This window comes from Bacillus sp. FSL K6-2865 (assembly GCF_040311405.1).
In the GTDB taxonomy this organism is placed as follows: domain Bacteria; phylum Bacillota; class Bacilli; order Bacillales; family Bacillaceae; genus Bacillus; species Bacillus velezensis.
In genome coordinates this window covers 2,335,577-2,358,465 of record NZ_CP152036.1, presented here as the reverse complement: position 1 = coordinate 2,358,465, position 22,889 = coordinate 2,335,577, and the positions used below count along the sequence as shown (strand labels likewise).

The following is a 22,889-nucleotide window of genomic DNA, read 5'->3' as shown; positions in this document are numbered from 1 at the left end:
AATAGCAGGATATACTTTTATGAAAAGAGCTGACCGGATGTCAGCTTTTTTTGCATGATACATACTTTTTACGGACTGAGAGTTGATGGTATGAGGTGGATTTCTTATCTTTTAGGGTTGCGCGGCATGCTTCTGCTTGTTCTTGCCGTTAATTTTATCGGTACGGTGTACGGCTATTATTGGTATTTGCCGCAGCTTGCGGACACGCCGTTCCGATTTCTGATATTTGTGCCTGACAGCCCGACGGCGACGTTTTTTTTCCTGTTCGTGCTTCTGGCATTTCTCATGGGAAGAAACGCGCCGCTGTTTGAAGCGCTGGCTCTTGTAACCCTTGTAAAATACGGGCTGTGGGCGGTAGGAATGAATGTCTTTGTGCTGGTCAAAATGGGGCAGATGCCTTGGGAAGGGTACATGCTGATTGCTTCACATTTTGCCATGGCCGTTCAAGGCGTTTTATACAGCCCGTATTTTCGGTTCCGGTTATGGCATCTTGCCGCTGCCGCTGTTTGGACGCTTCATAATGATGTCATTGATTATCTTTTCGGCATGATGCCCCGCTACTCAATGCTCAATGACTATATGCAAGAGATCGGCTATGCTACATTCTGGCTGAGCATATTTTCACTCGGCCTTGCATACTACTTGGTGATTTCCAAAAGACGGATAAAGCTTGACTTACACTGATAGAATCTTGGTCTAACCTTGTCCCGCTCCTCATATTCTGTAAAGAGAAGGAGTGGGAGGGACCTCTATGAAACGAAAGCTGACGATCTGTCTTTTACTTGCTCTTATGTGTTTCATCACAACTGCCAAAGCTGAAGATGAGGGCGGTCTCAAGGAACTGAACGACCTTTCGGATACCGTTTTCCAAATGACGCGGCATTCGCAGTATGATGAGGCTCTGCAAGTGCTTGGCTACTTTAAGAAAAAAATGACACACGTAAACTCACTGAGCGGCGCCGAAGTCAGGCAGGTGACTCTGGGTTTCAATGATTTAGTGCGCGTTCTAAAACAGGCAGACGCCTCAGATACCGAAAAAATCCGGGCAGCCGCCCAGTTCAGGTTGGTAATGGATGCGATGGAAGACCACTCCGATCCGCTGTGGGGTTCGCTTGAAAGACCGATTATGGCGACATTCAGCGCCTTAAAAGAAGATGTCAGCGGAAACGGAAGTGAAAATTTCAATGAAAAGTGGAATGAATTTATATCATTATATGATTTAATTTATCCCAGCCTGACAATGGATGTGTCGGCCGGCCAGCTTGATACGGTGGCGAAACATATCGAGGTGATTGAGCAGGACGGGTTTCAGCAGATGACAAAAGGAACAAAGCTTGAGCGTCTGACGCTCCTGCAGCAGGATTTAAAGCGGGTTTTTGACAAGGTGGAGCGGGATGACGCTGACCCTTCGCTGCTCTGGGTCATTCTGACAACAGGCGGTATCATTATTACTGCGCTGACATATGTCGGCTACCGAAAATACAGAGCGGAAAAAAAGAAAGAGAAAAAGCGTGAGTATCCTAAGTCTAAATAAACACAAATTGCTGTAAAGGAGCTAAGGCAGTGAAAAAACTCATCCAGCAATTGGCTTCAAAACACCTCCCGCAGCCGATCAGAGGCAGAAAAGGGGCGACTGACGAAGGACCGCGAAACCTCGCGCGTGACTTCCAGAATCCTGACATGCTCGTTCCGCCTTCAACGGATGCAGGAACGGTTCAAAACTTGAAATTCTCATTTTCTGATACGCATATGAGGCTTGAAGACGGCGGATGGTCCAGAGAGGTGACGGTCAGGGAACTGCCGGTATCCAAAAACATCGCGGCGGTGAACATGAGACTGAAGCCGGGAGCTGTGCGGGAGCTTCATTGGCATAAAGAAGCCGAATGGGGATATGTGATTAACGGAGGAGTCCGTTTAACTGCGGTCGATCAAAATGGAAGGAATTTTATTGACAACGTAAGTGAAGGGGATCTGTGGTATTTTCCTTCCGGCATTCCTCATTCCATTCAAGGATTAGAGCAGGGCAGTGAGTTTTTGCTCGTCTTTGATGACGGCTCTTTTTCAGAAAACAGCACCTTTTCAGTAACGGACTGGTTTGCCCATACCCCGCGCAGCGTGCTGGAGGCGAACTTTGGTGTTTCCGGATATGATTTGGCTTACATCCATAAGAAAGAGCGTTACATGTTCCAGTTGGAACCGCCTCCCCCTATTGAGCAGGCAGCAGTTTCTTCCCCGGAAGGCACCGTTTTGGAGCCGTTCAGCTACAAGCTTTCCCGGCAGGAGCCTCTTGTTACCAGCGGGGGAAGAGTAAAGATTGTCGATTCAAAAACGTTTAAGGTGTCAAAAACGATTGCCGCAGCTCTTGTGGAGGTCGAACCCGGAGGCATGAGAGAATTGCATTGGCATCCGAATACGGACGAGTGGCAGTATTATCTTTCAGGAGAAGCGAAAATGACGGTGTTTGCGGCGGAGGGAAGAGCGCGGACATTTAACTATCAAGCGGGTGACGTAGGATATGTTCCTTTTACAATGGGACATTATGTTCAGAATACCGGTGAGACCGTGCTTCGCTTTCTGGAAATCTTCAAAAGCGACCGTTTCGAAGACGTCTCCTTAAACCAATGGCTGGCACTGACGCCGCAGCGCTTCGTCGAGCAGACGCTCAATGTCAGTCCGGCATTCGCCCGCCGATTGAAAAAGAAAAAATCACCGGTTGTCAAATGGAAACACGAACAGTAAAGGCGGCAAAAGCCGCCTTTTTATTATCGTCTGATCGGATTTTTATTTTCATCAAGCGTAAATCCTTCGCCGAGCACATCATGGACGTCGCTTACTGCAACAAAGGCGTGCGGGTCAACGGAAGTGATGACGCTTTTCAAAAGCACAATTTCGTTTTTCGGAACGACGCAGTAAAGAACGTCCCTGTCTTCTTTTGTATATGATCCCTGTCCTTTTAAAACGGTGACGCCGCGCTCCATCTCTTCAATGATTTTTTGCTGGATCAAATCGTTTTTCGAAGAAATAATCGTTGCCCCTTTTGCGGCATAGCCGCCTTCCTGAATAAAATCAATCAATCTCGCAGCGACAAAAACGGCTACAAGCGTGTACATCGCTTCCTTGTAAGAAAGATACGTAAACAAAGAAAGCAGAATGACACAGGCGTCAAAGGCAAACATCGTCCGGCCCATCGGGATTCCGAAAAATTTGTTGATCAGCCTGGCGATGATATCGACCCCGCCCGTCGTGCCGCCGTATTTAAAAATAATACCGAGACCCGCGCCGATAAATACTCCGGCGAACAAGGCGGCCAGCGCTAAATCATGGGACAGCGGCATATGAATTTCGTAGCGCTGAAAAACACTCAGAAAAACAGAAAGAGAGACGGTGCCGATCAGGGTATAGACAAACATCGTCCGGCCGAGCATACGCCAGCCGATGAAAAAGATAGGAATGTTCAATACCAGGTTGGAAATAGAAGGGCTGATGTGGAATAACGCATATAAAAGCAGCGTAATGCCGGTAAATCCGCCTTCCGCCAAATTGTTCTGCATATTAAAGTGAACCAGTCCGAATGAAAAAACAGCGGCGCCGATTAAAATAAAGCAAATGTTTTTAATTCTGATTTCTCCAAGCATTGCATCAAACCCCTTTTCCTTCCATAAGATTGCGTAAATATTATAGTGGATACAAAAGAAAACAGCAAACTGCCGTTTTTAACATTTGTCAAATGTACTTGAATTAGCTAACATGGAAGAGATGACAGGAGGTATTCGCACAGTGAGTGACAAAACGATGAAAGACTTACAAGCTGAGGTCGATGAATATATCGGCCAATTCAAAGAAGGCTATTTCAGCCCGCTTGCCATGATGGCCCGTCTCACGGAAGAACTGGGCGAACTTGCAAGAGAAGTCAACCATTATTATGGGGAAAAGCCGAAGAAAACGACGGAAAATGAGAAAAGCATGGAAGAGGAAATGGGCGATGTGCTGTTCGTCCTGATCTGCCTCGCCAACTCCCTTGATATTTCATTGGAGGAAGCTCATAACCGCGTCATGCATAAATTTAATACACGTGATAAAGACCGCTGGACTAGAAAAGAAGAAGGAAAGTAGGAGAAACCATGTCAAATGAAACCATTAAAGTCGTCATTGCCGGACCGAGAGGCAGAATGGGCCAGGAGGCCGTAAAACTTGCCGTCCGCACGCCTCATTTTGAGCTTGTCGGCGCCATTGACCATACATACGATCAGCAAACATTGCGGGAAGTGATGTCAGCTGATTCAGACGCTCTTATTTATACGGATATCCGCGCATGTTTCCAAGAAACAAAACCGGATGTGCTGATCGATTTGACAACGCCTGAAATCGGCAAAAAACATACGAAAGCCGCTCTTGAACACGGCGTCCGCCCCGTTGTGGGAACGACCGGATTTTCTGAAGCGGATTTAGAGGAGCTTCAAGCCTTGACTGAAGAAAAAGGAATCGGCGCCATCATCGCTCCGAACTTTGCATTGGGCGCGGTGCTGATGATGAAGTTCTCACAAATGGCCGCCAACTATTTTGAAGATGTAGAAATCATTGAGCTTCATCATGATCAAAAGCTGGATGCCCCGAGCGGAACGGCGCTGAAAACAGCGGAAATGATCTCAAGCGTCCGTTCAGAAAAGCAGCAGGGCCATCCTGATGAAAAAGAAATTCTGCCGGGAGCCCGCGGTGCTGAATTAAACGGCATCCGCCTTCACAGCGTGCGTTTGCCGGGCCTTATCGCCCACCAAGAAGTCATGTTCGGCATGGACGGCCAGACGCTGAAACTGCGCCATGACTCCTATAACCGGGCTTCCTTTATGTCAGGAGTGAAGCTGTCAGTGGAGCAAGTGATGAAAATCGACCAGCTTGTATACGGACTCGAAAATATTATCGACTGAATCGGCAAGGGGGAGAACATCAAATGAAAATTGCTTTGATTGCTCACGATAAAAAAAAGCAGGATATGGTTCAGTTTACGACCGCATATAAAGATATACTGAGCCATCATGAGTTATACGCGACAGGTACGACAGGCTTAAAAATCCAGGAATCGACCGGATTGTCCGTTGAACGTTTCCAATCCGGCCCGCTCGGCGGAGATCAGCAAATCGGCGCATTGATTGCGGCAAATGCCTTGGATCTCGTCATTTTTTTGCGCGATCCGTTAACTGCGCAGCCTCACGAACCGGATGTCTCGGCGCTGATCCGGCTGTGTGACGTATACGCGATCCCGCTCGCCACAAATATGGGAACAGCGGAAATCCTCGTCCGGACGCTGGACGGCGGGGCATTTGATTTCCGCAATCTTGTGCGCGGAGGAGAGCCGAATGTCTGAACACGTTGATATTCTGGCGTTCGGCGCCCATAGTGATGATGTCGAGATCGGTATGGGCGGCACGATCGCAAAATTTACGGCTCAAGGAAAAACCGCGGTGATATGCGATTTGACCGAGGCCGAACTATCATCCAACGGAACGGTAGGGATAAGAAAAGAAGAAGCGGCAGAGGCGGCACGAATTCTCGGCGTAAAAGAGAGAATCCAGCTTACGCTTCCCGACCGCGGGCTTTTGAAAAGTGAGGACGGCATCCGCCGGATTGTCAGTGTCATCAGAGCCTGCCGACCGAAAACCGTTTTCATGCCTTATCCGAAAGACCGCCATCCTGACCACGGCAATGCGGCGGCTTTGGTCGAAGAAGCGGTGTTCTCGGCTGGAATTCATAAATACAGAGATCACCAGGAACTGCCGGCTCATAAGGCCCAGCGCGTATACTATTATATGATCAACGGGTTTCACCGTCCGGACTTTGTAATCGACATAACGGAAACCATCGATCTGAAAAAAGAAAGCCTGCACGCCTATGAAAGCCAGTTTATTCCTACGGCGCAGTCAGTGAACACACCGCTGACCAACGGTTATATCGAAATGGTGGAAGCGCGGGAAAGACTGTATGGCAAAGAAGCCGGGACGGGGTATGCCGAAGGTTTCTTTTCAAAACAGCTTCCCGTTTTGAATGATGATGTTTTTGGGGGCGGACAATGAGACCATTAAAAATAGGGATTACATGCTACCCGAGTGTCGGAGGCTCGGGTATTATTGCGACGGAACTCGGCAAGCTGCTTGCAGAAAAAGGGCACCAGGTTCATTTCATCACATCAAGCATCCCGTTCAGATTAAATACATATCATCCGAATATTCATTTTCATGAGGTGGAAGTCAACCAATACGCGGTATTTAAATATCCGCCTTATGACCTTACGCTGGCGAGCAAAATCGCCGAGGTTGCCGCGAGGGAAAATCTTGATATCATTCACGCGCACTACGCGCTGCCGCATGCGGTATGCGCTTATCTCGCCAAACAGATGCTCAAGCGCGACATCGGCATCGTGACGACGCTTCACGGTACGGACATCACCGTTTTAGGATATGATCCGTCATTAAAAGATTTAATCCGTTTTGCCATCGAAGCGTCCGACAGAGTGACGGCGGTATCAACCGCGCTTGCCGGAGAAACATATGACTTAATCAAGCCGGATAAAAAAATTGAAACTATCTACAACTTTATTGATGAACGTGTTTATCTTAAGAAAAATACAGAGAGTATAAAAGAGAAACATGGCATTTTGCCGGATGAAAAAGTCGTCATCCATGTCTCGAACTTCAGAAAGGTAAAACGTGTTACAGATGTCATCCGCGTTTTCCGTAATATCGCAGCCAAAACAAAGGCGAAGCTCCTGCTTGTCGGCGACGGGCCGGAAAAGTGCGTCGCTTGGCAGCTTGTCGAAAAATACGGACTGCAGGATCAAGTGCTGCTCCTCGGAAATCAGGACAGGGTGGAAGAGCTGTATTCTATCAGCGATCTTAAGCTTCTTCTGTCTGAAAAAGAAAGTTTCGGACTCGTCCTCCTTGAGGCGATGGCCTGCGGCGTGCCGTGCATCGGAACAAATATCGGCGGAATCCCGGAAGTGATTAAAGATCAAGTAAGCGGTTTTCTGGTGGAAGTCGGCGATATTCAGGCGGCATCTGAAAAAGCGCTTGCCGTTTTAGAAGATAAACAGCTCAGCAAACGATTGACTGATCATGCGCTGAAAATGGTGGAGACCGCCTTTTCTTCGCAAAGAATCGTCAGTCAGTATGAACGGATTTATGACGAATTGGCAGGACCGGAGTGATCTTATGGAACAGGAATTTGTCAAAGCCCTCCCCATCCTTCATCGCCTGATGAAGGCGGGCCATCAGGCGTACTTTGTCGGGGGAGCCGTCAGAGACAGCTATATGAAACGAAAAATTGGTGATGTGGACATCGCAACCAGCGCTTCGCCGAATGAGGTGGAACGTCTCTTTAAGCGGACTGTCGATGTAGGAAAAGAGCACGGCACCGTCATCGTCCTGTGGGAAGATGAAACCTATGAAGTCACCACTTTTCGTGCCGAATCAGAATATAAGGACTACCGGCGCCCTGAAGCTGTGCGGTTCATTACTTCTTTATCAGAAGACTTAAAGCGGAGAGACTTAACGATTAATGCGATGGCGATGTCTGCCGAAGGAGAGCTGCTTGATTATTTCGGAGGCGCACATGATATCGGACAAAAGCTGATCCGTACGGTGGGTAATCCTGAAGACCGTTTTCGGGAAGACGCTCTGCGGATGATGAGAGCCGTCCGCTTTATGAGTCAGCTCGGCTTTCTGTTAGAAAAAGAAACAAGAGAGGCCGTCATAAAAGACAGGGAGCTTTTGGCACATGTATCAGTAGAACGAAAGACCGTCGAGTTTGAAAAGCTGCTGCAGGGCGCTTTCTCACAGGATGCAATTCAAACGATGGTGCAGACAGGTCTGATACAAGAGCTGCCCGGCCTTTCCGGTTATGAGCAGCAAATGCTGGAAGCGAGCGGCTTTCCGTTTTCTTCTTTAGATGCACGCGAAGAACGCTGGGCAGCGCTGTTATTGTTTCTCGGTCTTTGTCCGAAAAGCGCCGAGGCGTTTTTAAAACAATGGAAACTGCCGGGAAAAGTCATAAAAAAAGCGGTGCAGATCATAAGCGTTTATCCGGCGCAGCTGGAAGCGGAAGCGATGTACCGGGCGGGAGAGGCGCTGTTATCAGCCGTTAAAATCGGGATGCTGAAAAAGCATAAGACGATTGATGAACAAAAGCTGAAAGAGGTTCAGAGCCTGTATGAGAAGCTGCCGATCAAAAGCCTTCGAGACCTCGACATTTCAGGCGCTGATCTGATGGAGCTCAGAAACCGCCGCGCGGGTAAATGGGTGGCCGAAGAACTTCGCCGGATTGAAGAAGCGGTATTGGCAGGGAAGCTCCCTAACCGAAAACATGACATAAAGGAGTGGCTCGCATCATGGGATCAACATTAAGAACCCAATTAATTGATTTATTTTCTGAGGCGGGTGACGGCTTTATCTCCGGGCAGAAAATAAGTGACGCGCTCGGCTGCTCGAGAACCGCCGTTTGGAAACATATAGAGGAGCTCCGCAAAGAGGGCTATGAGGTTGAGGCGGTCAGACGAAAAGGGTACAGGCTCATTAAAAAACCGGGGAAACTCAGTGAATCCGAAATCCGTTTCGGGCTGAAAACAGAGGTTTTGGGCAAACAGCTTCATTACCGGGACGTCCTGCCGTCCACCCAAAAAACCGCTCATGAACTTGCCAATGACGGCGCGCCGGAAGGGACGCTCGTAGTCGCCGATAAACAAACGGCAGGCAGAGGAAGAATGGCCAGAGTATGGCATTCACAGGAGGGAAACGGGATTTGGATGAGCCTCATTCTGAGACCCGACGTTCCTTTGCAAAAAACGCCGCAGCTCACTCTGTTATCCGCCGTTGCGGTCGTACAGGCCATCGAGGCCTTTACAGGTGTACAGCCCGCCATTAAATGGCCGAATGATTTAATGATTCACGGCAAAAAAGCCGTCGGGATTTTAACTGAGCTGCAGGCAGAAGAAGACCGTGTCCGTTCGGTCATTCTCGGCATCGGCATCAACGTGAACCAGCAGGAAACCGATTTTCCCGGCGAGCTTCAGGACATTGCGACGAGTCTGAGCATGGAAGCCGGCGAAAAAATTGACAGAGCGGGTCTGATACAAGAGATTCTGCTGACTTTTGAAAAACGCTATCAGGATTATTTGAAGCACGGCTTTACACCGATCAAGCTGTTATGGGAAAGCTATGCGGTCGGACTGGGGAACGAGCTCAGAGCGAGAACGCTGCAAGGGACGTTTTACGGGAAATCGCTCGGCATTGATGATGAGGGAGTTCTTCTCTTGGAAACGAGAGACGGTATAAAGAAGATATATTCTGCCGATATTGAGCTCAATTAATCTTAGTTGGTACAAGCCTCGTGAATTTGGTATACTTCCTATGGGCAGTATCATAATGAACTGCACCTGATCAGCAGAACAGAGATTACGAAAAGTCTGCCTTGATCCAAAAAAGGACTGGGACAGAGGGATGACATTCGCCGAACGTTAAACAAGTGGGAATCCTTCTTATTTTACAGAAGGCTTTTTTGCTTGCGAAGAATTGGCGGCTCATCTCCTCACCGTTTAGAGGAGGAGAAACAGAATGAAAACAAAACTGGATTTCATGAAAATGAAGGAAAATGGAGAGCCGATCGTGATGCTGACCGCTTACGATTATCCGCAGGCAAAGCTTGCGGAACAGGCGGGAGTCGACATGATTTTAGTCGGGGATTCGCTCGGAATGGTCGTGCTCGGACTCGATTCAACAGTCGGCGTAACGGTCAGTGACATGATTCACCATACAAAAGCGGTAAAACGCGGTGCGAAAAATACGTTTATCGTAACTGACATGCCGTTTATGTCTTACCATCTTTCAAAAGAGGATACATTGAAAAACGCCGCGGCCATTATTCAGGAAAGCGGCGCGGACGCGTTAAAGCTTGAAGGCGGAGACGGCGTTTTCGAATCCATCCGCGCGCTGACTCTCGGCGGAATTCCTGTCGTCAGCCATTTAGGCCTCACACCGCAGTCTGTCGGCGTATTAGGCGGATATAAAGTGCAGGGAAAAGATGAGCAAAGCGCGAAAAAGCTCATTGAAGACAGCATCAAATGCGAGCAGGCGGGAGCGATGATGCTCGTGCTTGAATGCGTGCCTGCTGAACTGACTGCTAAAATAAAAGAAGAAGTATCCATTCCCGTCATCGGAATCGGAGCCGGTTCAAAAGCGGACGGCCAAGTCCTTGTCTATCATGACGTTGTCGGCCACGGCGTGGACAGAACACCGAAGTTCGTGAAGCAATACGCCAAAATCGACGGCACGATTGAGTCGGCCCTCAGCGATTACGTCCGTGATGTGAAAGACCGGGTTTTCCCGGAAGAAAAGCATTCCTTTCAGATAAACCAAACTGTGCTGCAAGGCTTGTACGGAGGAAAGTAAGCGATGAAACAACTGACAGAAACTCAACAGCTGAAAGAATTGATTGCACAATACCGCTCAGAAGGCCGGACGATCGGATTCGTCCCGACAATGGGTTTTCTTCATGAAGGACATCTGACGCTGGTTGAAAAAGCAAGCAAAGAAAACGATATTGTTGTGATGAGCATCTTTGTCAATCCGACTCAATTCGGACCGGGCGAGGATTACGAAGCATATCCGCGAGATTTAAAGCGCGATGCCCGGCTTGCAGAACAGGCGGGGGCAGATGTTTTGTTTACGCCGTCTCCAAGTGACATGTATAAAGGCGAGCAAAATGTTGCCGTGCAAGTGAAAAGGAGAACTGACGCGTTGTGCGGCGCCTCCCGCGTCGGCCATTTTGACGGAGTGGCCACTGTGCTGACGAAGTTTTTCAATCTCGTTAAACCGACCCGCGCCTACTTCGGCCTGAAAGATGCCCAGCAGGCAGCGGTTGTGGACGGATTGATTGAGGATTTCTTTATGGATATCGAATTGGTTGCAGTGGACACGGTCAGAGAAGAAGACGGACTTGCCAAAAGCTCTCGCAACGTCTATCTGACTGAGCAGGAACGCAAAGAAGCGCCGATGATCTATAAAGCATTGCAGCAAGGTGCCGAACTGATCAGAGACGGTGAAAGAAATCCGGAAACCGTTATAAAAACCGTCACCGATATCATCGAAAACACAAGCGGCGTCATTGATTATGCCGAACTGTACGCTTATCCGGAGCTGACTCCGCTTAAAACATTAAACGGCAAGGTCATTCTGGCCTGTGCCGTCCAATTTTCTAAAGCCAGACTGATTGATAATATCATTATTGATATTGATGAATGGGAGAGATCATAATATGTACCGCACTATGATGGCCGGAAAACTGCACCGCGCTACCGTGACGGAAGCCAATTTAAACTATGTCGGCAGCATTACGATTGATGAAGATCTTTTAGATGCCGTCGGAATGCTCGCTAATGAAAAAGTTCAGATTGTGAATAATAACAACGGAGCGAGACTTGAAACGTATATTATTCCCGGTAAGCGGGGGAGCGGCGTCATCTGTTTAAACGGAGCTGCCGCCCGTCTCGTCCAAGAAGGAGATAAAGTCATTATTATTTCTTATCAAATGATGTCTGATCAGGAAGCAAAAAGCCATCAGCCGAAGGTGGCCGTTCTGGATGATCAGAATAAAATCGAGCAGATGCTGGGCCAGGAGCCGGCACACACGATTTTGTAAAAGAGCCCCCTTCATGGGGGTTTTCTTTTAAGATTTAGGGGCAAAAGCTGTTTTTCCGCTCCATTTCTCAACAAAACGTGTTACACTTTTCTCGTATGCAAGAATTGAGGTGTCCATTTTAATGAACAAACAACGGTTCGTTGTCATAGATGTCGAAACAACAGGAAATTCGCCGAAAAAGGGCGATAAAATCATTCAAATCGCAGCGGTTGTCATTGAAAATGGACAAATAACTGAGCGGTTTTCAAAATATATCAATCCGAATCAGGCCATCCCGCCGTTTATTGAACAGCTGACCGGAATTTCGTCCGGAATGGTTGAAAATGAACTGCCGTTTGAAGCGGTCGCAGAGGAGATTTTTCATCTGCTTGACGGCGCGTATTTTGTTGCCCACAATATTCATTTCGACCTCGGATTTGTCCGGTATGAACTGAGCGAAGCGGGCTATGAGCTGCCGGATTGTGAAGTGCTTGATACGGTTGAGCTTTCGCGTATTGTTTTCCCGGGGTTTGAAGGATATAAGCTCGGTGAGTTGTGTGCGGAGCTGAATATTGTTCATGACCGCCCTCACCGCGCAGACAGCGATGCGGAGGTTACGGGACTGGTCTTTTTAGACATTTTACATAAACTGAAACATTTGCCTTTACCGACATTAAAGCAGCTTAGAAGGCTTTCACAGCATTTTATCAGCGATTTGACGCTGCTTTTGGATTCTTTTATACATGAAAGCAGGCCGGCGGAAGAAAAGCGCTGCATTCCATACGCCTCTTTTTCAATTAAAGAGCCCGATCACATTCCGGTTTCCCGTCCGGTGAATGCGGCCATTGACCTTGAAAAGTGGAACGAAGAAAAAGAACAGATCTTATCCGGCATCATCCCCCGCTATGAAAAGCGGACAGGGCAGCTTTCGATGATGGATGAAGTGCTTGGCGCCTTCCGCAATCGGGAGCATGCGCTGATTGAAGCGGCACCCGGCATCGGAAAAACGATCGGTTATCTCGTTCCGGCTGTTTTATTTGCCAAAGCGGAGCAAACTCCCGTGATTATCAGCACGTACTCTACTCTTTTGCAGCAGCAGATCATATCTAAAGATCTTCCGCTTTTGGAGCGTATGTTTCCTTGGCCGGTTAAAGCCGCTATTTTAAAAGGGAAATCACATTATCTGTGCCTGCCTAAGTTTGAACATATTCTGCATGAGGAAGATGACAACTATGATGCGGTTTTGACGAAAGCGCAGCTTCTCGTCTGGCTGACGGAGACTGAAACGGGCGACGCCGCTGAGCTGAATCTTCCATCAGGCGGCAGATTGCTGTGGGAGCGCATGGCTTACGATGAGAATTCTTTTTTGAAAAAAGGGAAGGACTCGGCTGCCGGGTTTTATGAACGGGCTAAAGAAAAGGCGCAGGCCGCAGATCTGATTATCACAAACCATGCTTTGCTGTTTTCAGATCAAAGCAGTGAAACGAAAAAACTGCCTGCAAGCGGAACGATCATCATTGATGAAGCGCATCATTTCGAACGCGCTGCCAGCGAGCACCTGGGGAAGAGAGCTTCATACATCGGACTGCACACAAAGCTCAGCCGAATCGGAACCTTAAAGGAACACGGACTGTTAAAGCGGATGAGAAAACTGTTTTATACGTATGAACTGCCGGCGGAAAGTTTTTTTGACGCCGATGAGTGGATGAAGCATATTCAATCGGAAAGCGACGCATTTTTCAGTTCAGTGCATTCTTTTGTCAAACGAAGAAAACCTAAAGACGATCTGAACCGTCTCGTTTATAGTCTCAATCATAAAAGCCAGGATAAAGGGTTTCACATGATAACGGACGGAGCGGAGCGGCTTTGTGCGATGCTGGATCAGCTGCTTGACATGTTTTCAGTACAGGAGAAACTGTTACATCAAAAGCTTGATCAGATGAAAAGCGGAGCGGCTTTTTTAGCGGCCGAATATGTAAAGTGTATCAGGGGGCTGAAAGAATATCGCGATACGTTCAGCAGGCTGCTGTTTGAAAATGATGAGAAAGAAGCCGTTTGGGTTGAAATTGACGCGAAGGGCGCAAAAAATGCCGTCAGCATCTATGCGCAGCCTTTGGAGCCCGGTGAAATGCTGGCAGACCAGTTTTTCGCCCGCAAAAAAAGCGTTGTGCTCACATCAGCGACCTTAATGGTGGAGCATTCTTTTCAATTTATGATTGAAAGGCTCGGACTTGCGGATTTTTATCCGCGCACCAAAAGCATCCCGTCTCCTTTTTCTTACGATGATCAGATGAACGTCATCATTCCGAAAGAGATGAAATCCGTTAAATATGACGGAGAGCGGGAAGTCATCGAGCATATTGCCAAGTATGCAGAAATCATGTCAAAGGGAAAACAGCCGAAGATCCTTGTCCTGTTTACGTCTCATGATATGCTGAAAAAAGTGTATCAGGAACTGAAACTCAGTATGGAGATATCAGGCATTCAGCTTCTCGCCCAAGGTATTTCAGGCGGGAGTCCCGGTAAATTAATGAAAACCTTTAAAACGGCAAGCCGGGCGATTTTGCTCGGGACGAATCATTTCTGGGAAGGCGTTGATTTTCCGGGGGATGAATTGTCAACCGTCATGATCGCAAGACTTCCTTTCAGGGCGCCTGACAATCCGCTTCATGCCGCAAAATGCGAATTTGCCAAGAAGCAGGGCAAAAATCCGTTTCAGACGATTTCCCTGCCTGAGGCTGTGTTAACGTTCAGACAGGGGGTTGGGCGCCTGCTCCGTACGGCGGGAGACAAGGGAACGATCGTTCTTTTAGATCAGCGTGTAAAGACGGCGGGATACGGACGGCTGTTTCTTGAAGCGCTCCCGACTTCATCCCTTTTGGAGCTGACGGATGCCGAACTCGGGGCTTATGTCAGCCAAACGGAATAAAAGCCGCATAATCGCGGCTTTCGTGGTGTGGGATGAGGAATTGTTTTTATAGTAAAAGCGGGTTCATGCCGCCTTGTGATTTTATTATGCCGCGGGCGCATCCCGTTATGACTAACAAAATTTGTTCGACCGATGGAGGGTATAAAAATGGAAAGCAAAATTGAAATTCTGTCAACGATTAATGTGGAGCATTCAGATGATTTATATAAAATCGTCGATACATTAAACCGGACTTTGAAACGGGACAATCTGATGTTCGGGCTTGCGCTCGACGAAGAAAATCAAAATGAAGCGGTCTTCACCATTTATCGCACATAGGTGAAAAAGATGAGAAAAAAAGCATTAATATTTACAGCCGTATTTGGTATTATTTTTTTAGCAGTTCTTTTATTTTCGGCCAGCATTTTTAAATCTGCAATGGCTCAAAAAGAAGAAGGCCACGAAACAGCTGCCGCAGCCGCTAAAGAAAAAACGGATCTGACAGATGCTGAGAAAGTGGAGACCTTTGTCGGCAAACAGAAATATTATGTTGTTACCGGAACGGATAAACATGGAAAAGATATGTATGTATGGGTTCCGGCCGACAAAAAAGCAAAAATTCTCTCAAAAAAAGCCAGTGACGGCATTTCAAGCGGCAAGGCTGCCAAGATCGTTCGGGACGAAGGGCTTGTTTCCAAGCTGAATGGCGTTCACCCGGCGAGAGAAAACAATGTTCCGTTATGGGAAGTGACCTATATCAACAAAAGCGGGCAGTATAGCTTTAGTTATGTGGACTTTACAAGCGGCAAGATTCTCAAAAACATCACACCGTGAGACGTATTAGGGGGAGTTCAAGTTGAAATTGGCAAAAAGAGTATCCGCATTAACACCGTCTGCAACACTTGCAATTACTGCAAAAGCGAAAGAGCTGAAAGCAGAAGGCCATGATGTCATCGGCCTCGGAGCAGGAGAACCGGATTTTAATACGCCTCAGCACATTATAGATGCCGCGGTGCGTTCCATGAATGAAGGCCATACGAAATATACGCCATCAGGCGGTCTGCCGGCGCTGAAAGACAGTATTGCAAAAAAATTCAAAAACGACCAGGGGATTGAATATAAGCCGTCAGAAATCATTGTCTGCACCGGAGCGAAACACGCTCTGTATACATTATTTCAGGTTATTCTCGATGAAGGGGACGAAGTGATTATACCGACTCCTTACTGGGTCAGCTACCCTGAGCAGGTGAAACTGGCAGGGGGGCGTCCCGTCTATGCAGAAGGGCTGGAATCCAATCAGTTTAAAATTTCACCGGAGCAGCTGAAGCAGGCTATCACCGAGAAAACAAAAGCGTTCATTATCAATTCACCGAGCAACCCGACAGGTGTTATGTATACGAAAGAAGAGCTTGCGGAACTCGGAAAAGTGTGTCTGGAGCATGGCATTCTGATCGTTTCTGACGAGATTTATGAGAAGCTTACATACGGAGGAAAAAAACACGTCTCAATCGCACAGCTTTCAGATGAATTGAAAGAGCAGACGATCATCATTAACGGTGTGTCGAAATCTCACAGCATGACGGGCTGGAGGATCGGCTATGCGGCGGGTTCGGAGACGATTATTAAAGCGATGACGAGCCTTGCGAGCCACAGCACATCAAATCCGACGTCTATCGCTCAATACGGCGCTATTGCGGCCTATAACGGTCCGGCTGAGCCGCTGGAAGAGATGAGACAGGCATTTGAGCACAGACTGAACACCATTTACGCTCAGCTCAGTGAAATTCCCGGATTCACCTGTGTCAAACCTGAAGGGGCGTTTTACTTGTTCCCTAACGCCAAAGCGGCCGCAGAAAACTGCGGATTCAAAGATGTCGATGAATACGTCAAGGCGCTTCTGGAAGAAGAAAAAGTCGCCGTCGTGCCGGGCTCGGGCTTCGGCTCACCGGACAACGTCCGTTTATCTTACGCAACGTCACTCGATCTTTTAGAAGAAGCGGTCGAAAGAATCCGCCGCTTCACGGAAAAACACAGCTGATTCTGAAAAAGCGGCTTTTAAAGCCGCTTTTCACTTGCATTGACCCCGTTAGAGTAGAACGGGTATAATAAAGTGATGAAAAAAGAGATTCAGGCAGATTCCTGAATGTCTTTCTTGTTCTGGAGGGAAAGAGTTTGAAAACAACAATCAACCAAGTGTATAAACACACAGGCGAGGAAGTAACGATTGGAGCTTGGGTCGCTAATAAACGCTCAAGTGGTAAAATCGCATTTTTACAGCTGAGAGACGGTACAGGCTTCATTCAGGGAGTTGTCGTTAAAGCTGAAGTAGAAGAAGACATCTTCCAAATCGCGAAATCAGTGACACAGGAAACGTCACTTTATGTAAAAGGAATTGTGAAAGAGGACGAGCGTTCACCGCTTGGCTATGAGCTTGCTGTTACATCCATTGAAGTCATTCACGAAGCGACTGATTATCCGATTACGCCTAAAGAGCACGGTACGGAATTCTTAATGGATCACAGACATTTATGGCTCCGTTCGAAACGCCAGCACGCAATTATGAAAATCCGCAACGAAATCATCCGTGCGACTTATGAATTTTTCAATAAAGAAGGCTTCGTGAAAGTTGATCCGCCGATTTTGACGGGAAGCGCTCCGGAAGGCACGACTGAGCTCTTCGCGACAAAATATTTTGATGAAGACGCCTTCCTGTCTCAAAGCGGCCAGCTGTATATGGAAGCAGCTGCAATGGCGCTCGGAAAAGTATTCTCTTTCGGACCGACGTTCAGAGCGGAAAAATCGAAAACGAAACGCCATCTCATCGAATTCTGGATGATTGAGCCTGAAATGGCATTTGTTGAATTTGAAGAAAACCTTGAAGTTCAGGAGAATTATGTTGCATACATCGTACAAAGTGTGCTGGAACATTGTAAGATCGAGCTGAACACATTAGGTAGAGACACATCGAAGCTTGAACAAATCAAAGCGCCATTCCCGCGCATTACGTACGATAAAGCGATCGAATTCCTGAAAGAAAAAGGCTTTGACGATATTGAGTGGGGAGATGACTTCGGTGCGCCGCATGAAACAGCGATCGCAGAAAGCTATGACAAACCGGTGTTTATCACTCATTACCCGACGTCATTAAAACCGTTTTATATGCAGCCTGCCAAAGATCGTGACGATGTCGTGTTATGTGCCGACTTAATCGCTCCGGAAGGCTACGGGGAAATCATCGGCGGTTCAGAACGCGTTCATGATATGGATTTATTGGAAGAAAGATTAAAAGAACACGGTCTGGATTCAGATGCTTACAAATGGTATGCTGAACTCAGACAATACGGTTCTGTTCCGCACTCCGGCTTCGGCCTCGGACTTGAGCGGACAGTGGCTTGGATCAGCGGAGCGCCTCACGTGCGTGAAACGATTCCGTTCCCGAGACTTCTGAACCGTCTGTATCCGTAATAGTTATGAAAAACGAAGTCTCCTGCAAGGGAGACTTTTTCTAAGTAAAGGGGAAAACTCCCGGAGATAACCTTTTACAGTAAGAGGTGTAAGGATGAAAAAACAGCAATTTATAGATATGCAGGAACTTGGCATTTCAAGCATTCCCAACCTGCTGCTGACACATTACCGGCAGCTCGGGCTGAATGAAACCGAATTGATCCTGCTTTTGAAGATTAAAATGCATTTGGAAAAGGGCTCTTATTTTCCGACGCCGTTTGAACTTCAGTCAGGCATGTCCATCTCTGCTGAAGAATGTACAAGCTGCCTGAGAATGTTTATTCAAAAAGGTTTTCTGTTTATTGAAGAATGTGAAGACCATAACGGCATAAAGTTTGAAAAATATTCTCTGCAGCCGTTATGGGCGAAGCTGTATGATTACATGCAGCATTCTCAAAATGAAACGCAGGAAAGAACGTCAGAAAAAGAACAAAAAAGCCTGTATACCATCTTTGAAGAAGAGTTCGGAAGACCGCTGTCGCCGCTTGAATGCGAGACGCTGGCCATATGGCAGGACCAGGATCAGCATGATGCGATTCTGATTAAGCACGCCTTAAAAGAAGCCGTTTTATCGGGGAAACTCAGTTTTCGCTATATTGACCGGATTTTATTTGAATGGAAAAAGAACGGCTTCAAAACGGTTGAGCAGGCGAAGGCGCACAGTCAAAAATTCCGGCGTGTTCAAACGAAACAAAATGATCCGCAAAAAGAGTATACGAGGCAGGTGCCTTTTTATAATTGGCTGGAACAATAACATGAGAAGGGGAGAAACGTGTTAAATTTAAAGCAGATTGAATATTGTCTTGAAAAAATCGGCGATATGTTTCCGCACGCAGAATGTGAACTTGTCCATTCAAATCCTTTCGAACTGGTTGTGGCAGTCGCACTATCCGCGCAATGTACGGATGCTCTCGTCAACAGAGTGACAAAAACGCTATTTCAAAAATATAAACGGCCCGAAGATTATCTTTCCGTATCGCTGGAAGAACTCCAGCAGGATATTAAATCAATCGGTCTGTACCGTAATAAAGCCAAAAATATTCAAAAGCTGAGCAAAATGATCATCGAAGAGTACGGCGGAGAAGTGCCGAAAGACCGGGATGAGCTTGTGAATCTGCCGGGTGTCGGACGGAAAACGGCAAATGTGGTCGTGTCTGTTGCTTTCGGCGTACCTGCGATCGCAGTAGACACTCATGTGGAGCGAGTCTCTAAACGGCTTGGTATCTGCCGCTGGAAGGACTCTGTTTTGGAGGTAGAGAAAACATTAATGAAAAAAGTGCCGAAAGAGGATTGGTCTGTTACGCATCACAGATTAATATTTTTCGGCAGGTATCATTGTAAAGCGCAATCTCCCCGCTGTGCGGAATGTCCTTTGCTTCCGCTATGCAGAGAAGGGCAGAAGCGTGACAAAAAAGGGCTGGTGAAACGGTGACGGCGATTGACATTCTGGCAGGCTATGAAACATACCTGCGCAGCCTTACGGACTTGGAAAGCCTCGAGGTCAAAACGGCGTTGCGCCGCCATCCGCTGTATATGGATTTCAGCGGTCAGCCAACAGTGCAGCCATGGAGGGAAAGGGGCGAATATGTCCCGTTTCTGTTTCAGATTTGGAATGAAACGAAAGAAACGTTGCTTCCCGTTTTTCAAACAAGAAAATCGAGATGTGATCAAAATGACATGCTGAAGGGAATTGCCTGTCTGATTGCCGCTTTTCACTGGACGGCAGGGGAGCGGGTCACATCACTCGATTGGTCTGTGCTTGAAACAAAGCATTTTCCCGCCGAACCGATCAATTGGGCGGAGCGAATGGCGTTTATTTTAACAAAACCGACTCAATATCACTCGTTTATTCAGCTGGATGAATTGATGACGGAGATGAAGAAACAATATCATAAATATGAAGCCATGAACAAAGGTTAAAAACCTCCTTATGAGAAAAGGAGGTTTTTTTGTATGAAAAAAATCCTTCACCTGGTTGAGGTGAAGGATTTCGTCCGCTAATGAGCGGGATTTGACTGGATGGTTGACGAATTGGACTGCCCGTTGATATTTGAAGATGAGTCTTGGTTTTTGTCCGTTTGACCGTTGTCAGGTTTATTCGGGCCGTCTGAACCGGAGTCGGAACCATTATCAGAGTTATCTTGCTGTCCGTTGTTATCGGTCCCGTTACCGGGCTGATTCTGATTGTTGTTATCTGTTTGATCCTTATCGGATTGATCCTGATTTTTATCCGGGTCATCAGTTGGTGTTTGATCCGATCCGTCAGACGTATCTGTCTGATTGTCATCTGTGTTTGAATCATCGGTTTGCGTTTTGTCTTTGTCTTTATCTTCATCAGACTTCTGTTCATCGTCAGTCGCTTTATCTTTATCCGCATCGTCTTCTTCATCTTTCGGGACTTTGAAAGAAGCTGATGCCGTATCGCTTTTTCCGTCATCGTTTTCCGCTGTCACCTGGAAGCTGTATGTGGAGCCTGGTGTGACATCTGAGACGACGGCTTCTTTTGCCGAACTGTTTTGAATGTCACTGTAGCTTCCGCCGTCAACGGATTGTTTGACATTGAATGTTGCATCACCGTCATAATTCCAGCTTAAAGTTAATGATTTTTTATCTTTGTCGTATTTCACTTGCAATCCTGTAGGTTTATCGGCTTTTTCTTTCTTGTACGTTTTAGAAACGGCAGTTGGCTGCGTTCCTTTCACGAAGTACTCCGTCACTTTTTTATCATCCGGCGTATTCGGTCCGGCTAAAGCGGCAGGATTCGAGCCTTTCTCAACTGTTTCTTTGACGACGCTGTCAGGCTGCTTGAAGCTTCCTTTACCGTCATCAACGTAAGAGATCAGCTTTTGGAAAATCCGTTTTGCGACTTGCTGGTCTGCAGAAGACAGTGATTTCTTGCCTGCTTTGTTGCCAGACTCAACTCCGGTCCAAACCGCCGCAGTATATTGAGGGGTGTATCCGACAAACCAGGAGTCTGGAACTCCGCCTGGAGCAATATTATATTTTTGAATGTCCTCTTTAGTAAAGTTAGTCGTACCCGTTTTACCGGCGACTTCCACGTTCGGTACTTGAGCCAGTCTGCCTGTTCCTGACTGCACGACTGTTTTGAGCATATCGGTAATCATGAATGCCGTGTAATCGCTCATAGCACTTTTCGGTTTCGGTGTTAAATCAAGCTTAGTGCCGTCATTAAATTCAATTGATGTGACCGCATGCGGTTCATTGTACGTTCCGTTATTTCCGAAAGCGCTGTAGGCGCCTGCCATGGTCATAGTAGATACACCGCGATTTTCATCCCCAAAACCGCCGATAGAATAGGGCTCATATACTTGATCTTTGTTTAAACCTAATCCCAGGTCGTTTGCAAAGTCCACGGCATTATCCTTTCCAACTGCTTGGAATGCTTTTAAAGCAGGGATATTACGTGAGTCTGAGAGGGCCTCTCGCATTGATATCTGGCCTCTGTATCTATTGTCATAATCATGGATTGGTGTGCCGTTAGAGTACGTATAAGCCGAATCATCAATCTGCTCATACGTCGACCATTTTTTATTTTCAATGACCGGGCCGTAATCAAGAATAGGTTTTATCGTTGAACCGGGCTGGGTTTTACCTTGTGTTGCATAATTGAATCCCCCGGTAGTTCTGTTCCGTCCTGCTCCGATAGCGCGGATTTCTCCGTTTGTCGTATCAAGGAGGGTGACGCCGCCCTGCATGCCTTCCGAAAAGCCGGCTGTATCTCCGTTCATCAATTGATCAAGATAATCTTGTGCTTTCGTATCAAGAGTCGTGTAAATTTTCAATCCGTCAGTTGAAATATCGACGTCTTTCTTTTCTTTTGTCTCAATTTCTTTCATAACTTCTTCGACAAAAGCGCTGTATTTATTTGTGTCCTTTTTATCGTATTCCTTTTGGCTGACGACGCCTTCATCTTTCATGGACACTTTCTTTGCTTTTTGGTAGTCAGAATTTGAAATGAATCCTTGTTTTTCCATTAAGCTGAGAACGATGTTTCGGCGTTTTTCGGAAGCCTTCGGATTTTTAACCGGGTTATATCCGGTCGGGCTTTGCGGCATTCCGGCAAGCGTCGCCGCCTGTTCAACCGTAAGCTTGCTCAAATCTTTTACGCCGAAGAATTCTTCAGCGGCTTTACCGACGCCGTAGGCACGCGGTGAGAAATAAATTCTGTTTAAATACATTTCTAAGATTTCATCTTTAGAATAATGGCGCTCCAGCTGCAGTGAAAGCCACACTTCCTGTGCTTTCCGTTTAATCGTTTTCTGATGGGTCAAAAGCGAGTTTTTCACAACCTGCTGGGTGATTGTGCTTCCTCCCTCTGAACCGAATCCATCCGTAAAGTTGGCGACCAAGGCGCCTCCGATCCGGATCGGGTCTATACCGTGGTGCTTATAAAAACGGGCGTCTTCAGTTGCGATAAATGCTTCTTTCACAACATCGGGTATATCCTTAATCGGGACGTAGGTTCGTTTTTCACCGCCCACTTCCGCGATTTCTTTGCCGTTTTTATCGTAAATCGTTGAAGAGTAAGGCGTTTTCAGCTTGGCTTCGTCCAAAGACGGCGCGCCGGAAACCAAAACGGCAAATGCCGCCGCTCCGCCGACTATGCCAAGGACAAACAGAATAACCAAGGACAGTACAATCTTTTTGAATAAACCGCCTTTACGCTGTTTCTTGCCTTTTTTCGGTGAAGAGGGCTTAGTGCTTTTCGTCTGCCTTGCCTTACGGCGTTCTTCACGGCTCGTAAATTGATCTGACATAACATCTCAACCTTTCGTTTATCAACCTTTCGCTCAGT

23 protein-coding genes are annotated in these 22,889 nt (G+C 47.1%); 21 read left to right on the top strand and 2 right to left on the bottom strand.

Annotation, left to right across the window (positions count from 1 at the left end; translation table 11 throughout):
* Nucleotides 1-90 precede the first annotated feature (90 nt).
* From NYE42_RS11585 to NYE42_RS11575, 3 genes are all read left to right on the top strand, one after another.
* A complete protein-coding gene (locus NYE42_RS11585) occupies nucleotides 91-684 on the top strand; it encodes a DUF1405 domain-containing protein (RefSeq protein ID WP_186314444.1) in 594 nt (197 codons plus the stop codon).
* Nucleotides 685-751: 67 nt separating this feature from the next.
* Nucleotides 752-1,534: a sporulation protein YpjB gene (ypjB, locus tag NYE42_RS11580; RefSeq protein ID WP_007612217.1), complete on the top strand. Its 783-nt coding sequence runs from the start codon at nucleotides 752-754 to the stop codon at nucleotides 1,532-1,534.
* 29 nt (nucleotides 1,535-1,563) lie between these two features.
* Nucleotides 1,564-2,739, top strand: a complete 1,176-nt coding sequence (locus tag NYE42_RS11575; protein ID WP_241457516.1) for an oxalate decarboxylase family bicupin — start codon at nucleotides 1,564-1,566, stop codon at nucleotides 2,737-2,739.
* 23 nt (nucleotides 2,740-2,762) lie between these two features.
* Here NYE42_RS11575 and NYE42_RS11570 read toward each other — a convergent pair whose 3' ends face one another.
* Complete coding sequence (locus tag NYE42_RS11570; protein WP_003153493.1) at nucleotides 2,763-3,635, bottom strand: YitT family protein; 873 nt, start codon at nucleotides 3,633-3,635, stop codon at nucleotides 2,763-2,765.
* 142 nt (nucleotides 3,636-3,777) lie between these two features.
* On the opposite strand from NYE42_RS11570, the gene NYE42_RS11565 reads away from it, so the two are divergent.
* The 18 genes from NYE42_RS11565 to NYE42_RS11480 all read left to right on the top strand — a co-directional run bounded on the left by NYE42_RS11565 (nucleotide 3,778) and on the right by NYE42_RS11480 (nucleotide 19,993).
* On the top strand, nucleotides 3,778-4,113 hold the full coding sequence (locus NYE42_RS11565) for a nucleotide pyrophosphohydrolase (protein ID WP_003153495.1): 336 nt from the start codon (nucleotides 3,778-3,780) through the stop codon (nucleotides 4,111-4,113).
* An 8-nt stretch (nucleotides 4,114-4,121) separates the two neighbouring features.
* Nucleotides 4,122-4,925 carry a 4-hydroxy-tetrahydrodipicolinate reductase gene (dapB, locus tag NYE42_RS11560; protein WP_144664603.1) on the top strand — a complete coding sequence of 268 codons (804 nt, stop codon included), beginning with the start codon at nucleotides 4,122-4,124 and terminating at the stop codon, nucleotides 4,923-4,925.
* Nucleotides 4,926-4,948: 23 nt separating this feature from the next.
* A complete protein-coding gene (gene mgsA, locus NYE42_RS11555) occupies nucleotides 4,949-5,362 on the top strand; it encodes a methylglyoxal synthase (RefSeq protein ID WP_064115553.1) in 414 nt (137 codons plus the stop codon).
* On the top strand, nucleotides 5,355-6,068 hold the full coding sequence (bshB1, locus tag NYE42_RS11550; protein ID WP_335404093.1) for a bacillithiol biosynthesis deacetylase BshB1: 714 nt from the start codon (nucleotides 5,355-5,357) through the stop codon (nucleotides 6,066-6,068). The genes mgsA and bshB1 overlap by 8 nt, the downstream gene beginning before the upstream one ends.
* Nucleotides 6,065-7,198, top strand: a complete 1,134-nt coding sequence (gene bshA / locus NYE42_RS11545) for an N-acetyl-alpha-D-glucosaminyl L-malate synthase BshA (RefSeq protein WP_335404094.1) — start codon at nucleotides 6,065-6,067, stop codon at nucleotides 7,196-7,198. The genes bshB1 and bshA overlap by 4 nt, the downstream gene beginning before the upstream one ends.
* A 4-nt stretch (nucleotides 7,199-7,202) precedes the next feature.
* Nucleotides 7,203-8,393 carry a CCA tRNA nucleotidyltransferase gene (locus tag NYE42_RS11540; protein WP_241457510.1) on the top strand — a complete coding sequence of 397 codons (1,191 nt, stop codon included), beginning with the start codon at nucleotides 7,203-7,205 and terminating at the stop codon, nucleotides 8,391-8,393.
* Complete coding sequence (locus NYE42_RS11535) at nucleotides 8,378-9,355, top strand: biotin--[acetyl-CoA-carboxylase] ligase (protein ID WP_199022007.1); 978 nt, start codon at nucleotides 8,378-8,380, stop codon at nucleotides 9,353-9,355. The genes NYE42_RS11540 and NYE42_RS11535 overlap by 16 nt, the downstream gene beginning before the upstream one ends.
* A gap of 244 nt (nucleotides 9,356-9,599) precedes the next feature.
* A complete protein-coding gene (panB, locus tag NYE42_RS11530) occupies nucleotides 9,600-10,433 on the top strand; it encodes a 3-methyl-2-oxobutanoate hydroxymethyltransferase (protein ID WP_144464474.1) in 834 nt (277 codons plus the stop codon).
* Between the two features lie 3 nt (nucleotides 10,434-10,436).
* The gene (panC, locus tag NYE42_RS11525) at nucleotides 10,437-11,297 is read left to right on the top strand and encodes a pantoate--beta-alanine ligase (protein WP_352426473.1); all 861 of its coding nucleotides are present in this window, start codon (nucleotides 10,437-10,439) and stop codon (nucleotides 11,295-11,297) included.
* Between the two features lies 1 nt (nucleotide 11,298).
* A complete protein-coding gene (gene panD, locus NYE42_RS11520; RefSeq protein WP_003153510.1) occupies nucleotides 11,299-11,682 on the top strand; it encodes an aspartate 1-decarboxylase in 384 nt (127 codons plus the stop codon).
* Nucleotides 11,683-11,803: 121 nt separating this feature from the next.
* Nucleotides 11,804-14,590: an ATP-dependent DNA helicase DinG gene (gene dinG, locus NYE42_RS11515; protein ID WP_352426472.1), complete on the top strand. Its 2,787-nt coding sequence runs from the start codon at nucleotides 11,804-11,806 to the stop codon at nucleotides 14,588-14,590.
* 147 nt (nucleotides 14,591-14,737) lie between these two features.
* Nucleotides 14,738-14,908 (top strand): YpmA family protein, encoded by a 171-nt coding sequence (locus NYE42_RS11510; protein ID WP_003153512.1) that lies wholly within the window; start codon nucleotides 14,738-14,740, stop codon nucleotides 14,906-14,908.
* Nucleotides 14,909-14,917: 9 nt separating this feature from the next.
* The gene (gene tseB, locus NYE42_RS11505; RefSeq protein ID WP_007409483.1) at nucleotides 14,918-15,403 is read left to right on the top strand and encodes a cell wall elongation/penicillin-binding protein regulator TseB; all 486 of its coding nucleotides are present in this window, start codon (nucleotides 14,918-14,920) and stop codon (nucleotides 15,401-15,403) included.
* Nucleotides 15,404-15,425: 22 nt separating this feature from the next.
* Nucleotides 15,426-16,607 (top strand): pyridoxal phosphate-dependent aminotransferase, encoded by a 1,182-nt coding sequence (locus NYE42_RS11500; protein ID WP_251257374.1) that lies wholly within the window; start codon nucleotides 15,426-15,428, stop codon nucleotides 16,605-16,607.
* 134 nt (nucleotides 16,608-16,741) lie between these two features.
* Nucleotides 16,742-18,034 (top strand): asparagine--tRNA ligase, encoded by a 1,293-nt coding sequence (gene asnS, locus NYE42_RS11495; RefSeq protein WP_003153515.1) that lies wholly within the window; start codon nucleotides 16,742-16,744, stop codon nucleotides 18,032-18,034.
* Between the two features lie 94 nt (nucleotides 18,035-18,128).
* On the top strand, nucleotides 18,129-18,827 hold the full coding sequence (dnaD, locus tag NYE42_RS11490) for a DNA replication protein DnaD (RefSeq protein ID WP_060674319.1): 699 nt from the start codon (nucleotides 18,129-18,131) through the stop codon (nucleotides 18,825-18,827).
* A gap of 18 nt (nucleotides 18,828-18,845) precedes the next feature.
* Nucleotides 18,846-19,505: an endonuclease III gene (nth, locus tag NYE42_RS11485; RefSeq protein ID WP_047935888.1), complete on the top strand. Its 660-nt coding sequence runs from the start codon at nucleotides 18,846-18,848 to the stop codon at nucleotides 19,503-19,505.
* On the top strand, nucleotides 19,502-19,993 hold the full coding sequence (locus NYE42_RS11480) for a YpoC family protein (protein WP_144464468.1): 492 nt from the start codon (nucleotides 19,502-19,504) through the stop codon (nucleotides 19,991-19,993). Before nth ends, NYE42_RS11480 begins: the two co-directional genes overlap by 4 nt.
* A 77-nt stretch (nucleotides 19,994-20,070) precedes the next feature.
* Here the strand turns inward: NYE42_RS11480 and NYE42_RS11475 are convergent, their stop codons facing one another.
* Nucleotides 20,071-22,851, bottom strand: a complete 2,781-nt coding sequence (locus NYE42_RS11475; protein ID WP_144464466.1) for a PBP1A family penicillin-binding protein — start codon at nucleotides 22,849-22,851, stop codon at nucleotides 20,071-20,073.
* Nucleotides 22,852-22,889 lie beyond the last annotated feature (38 nt).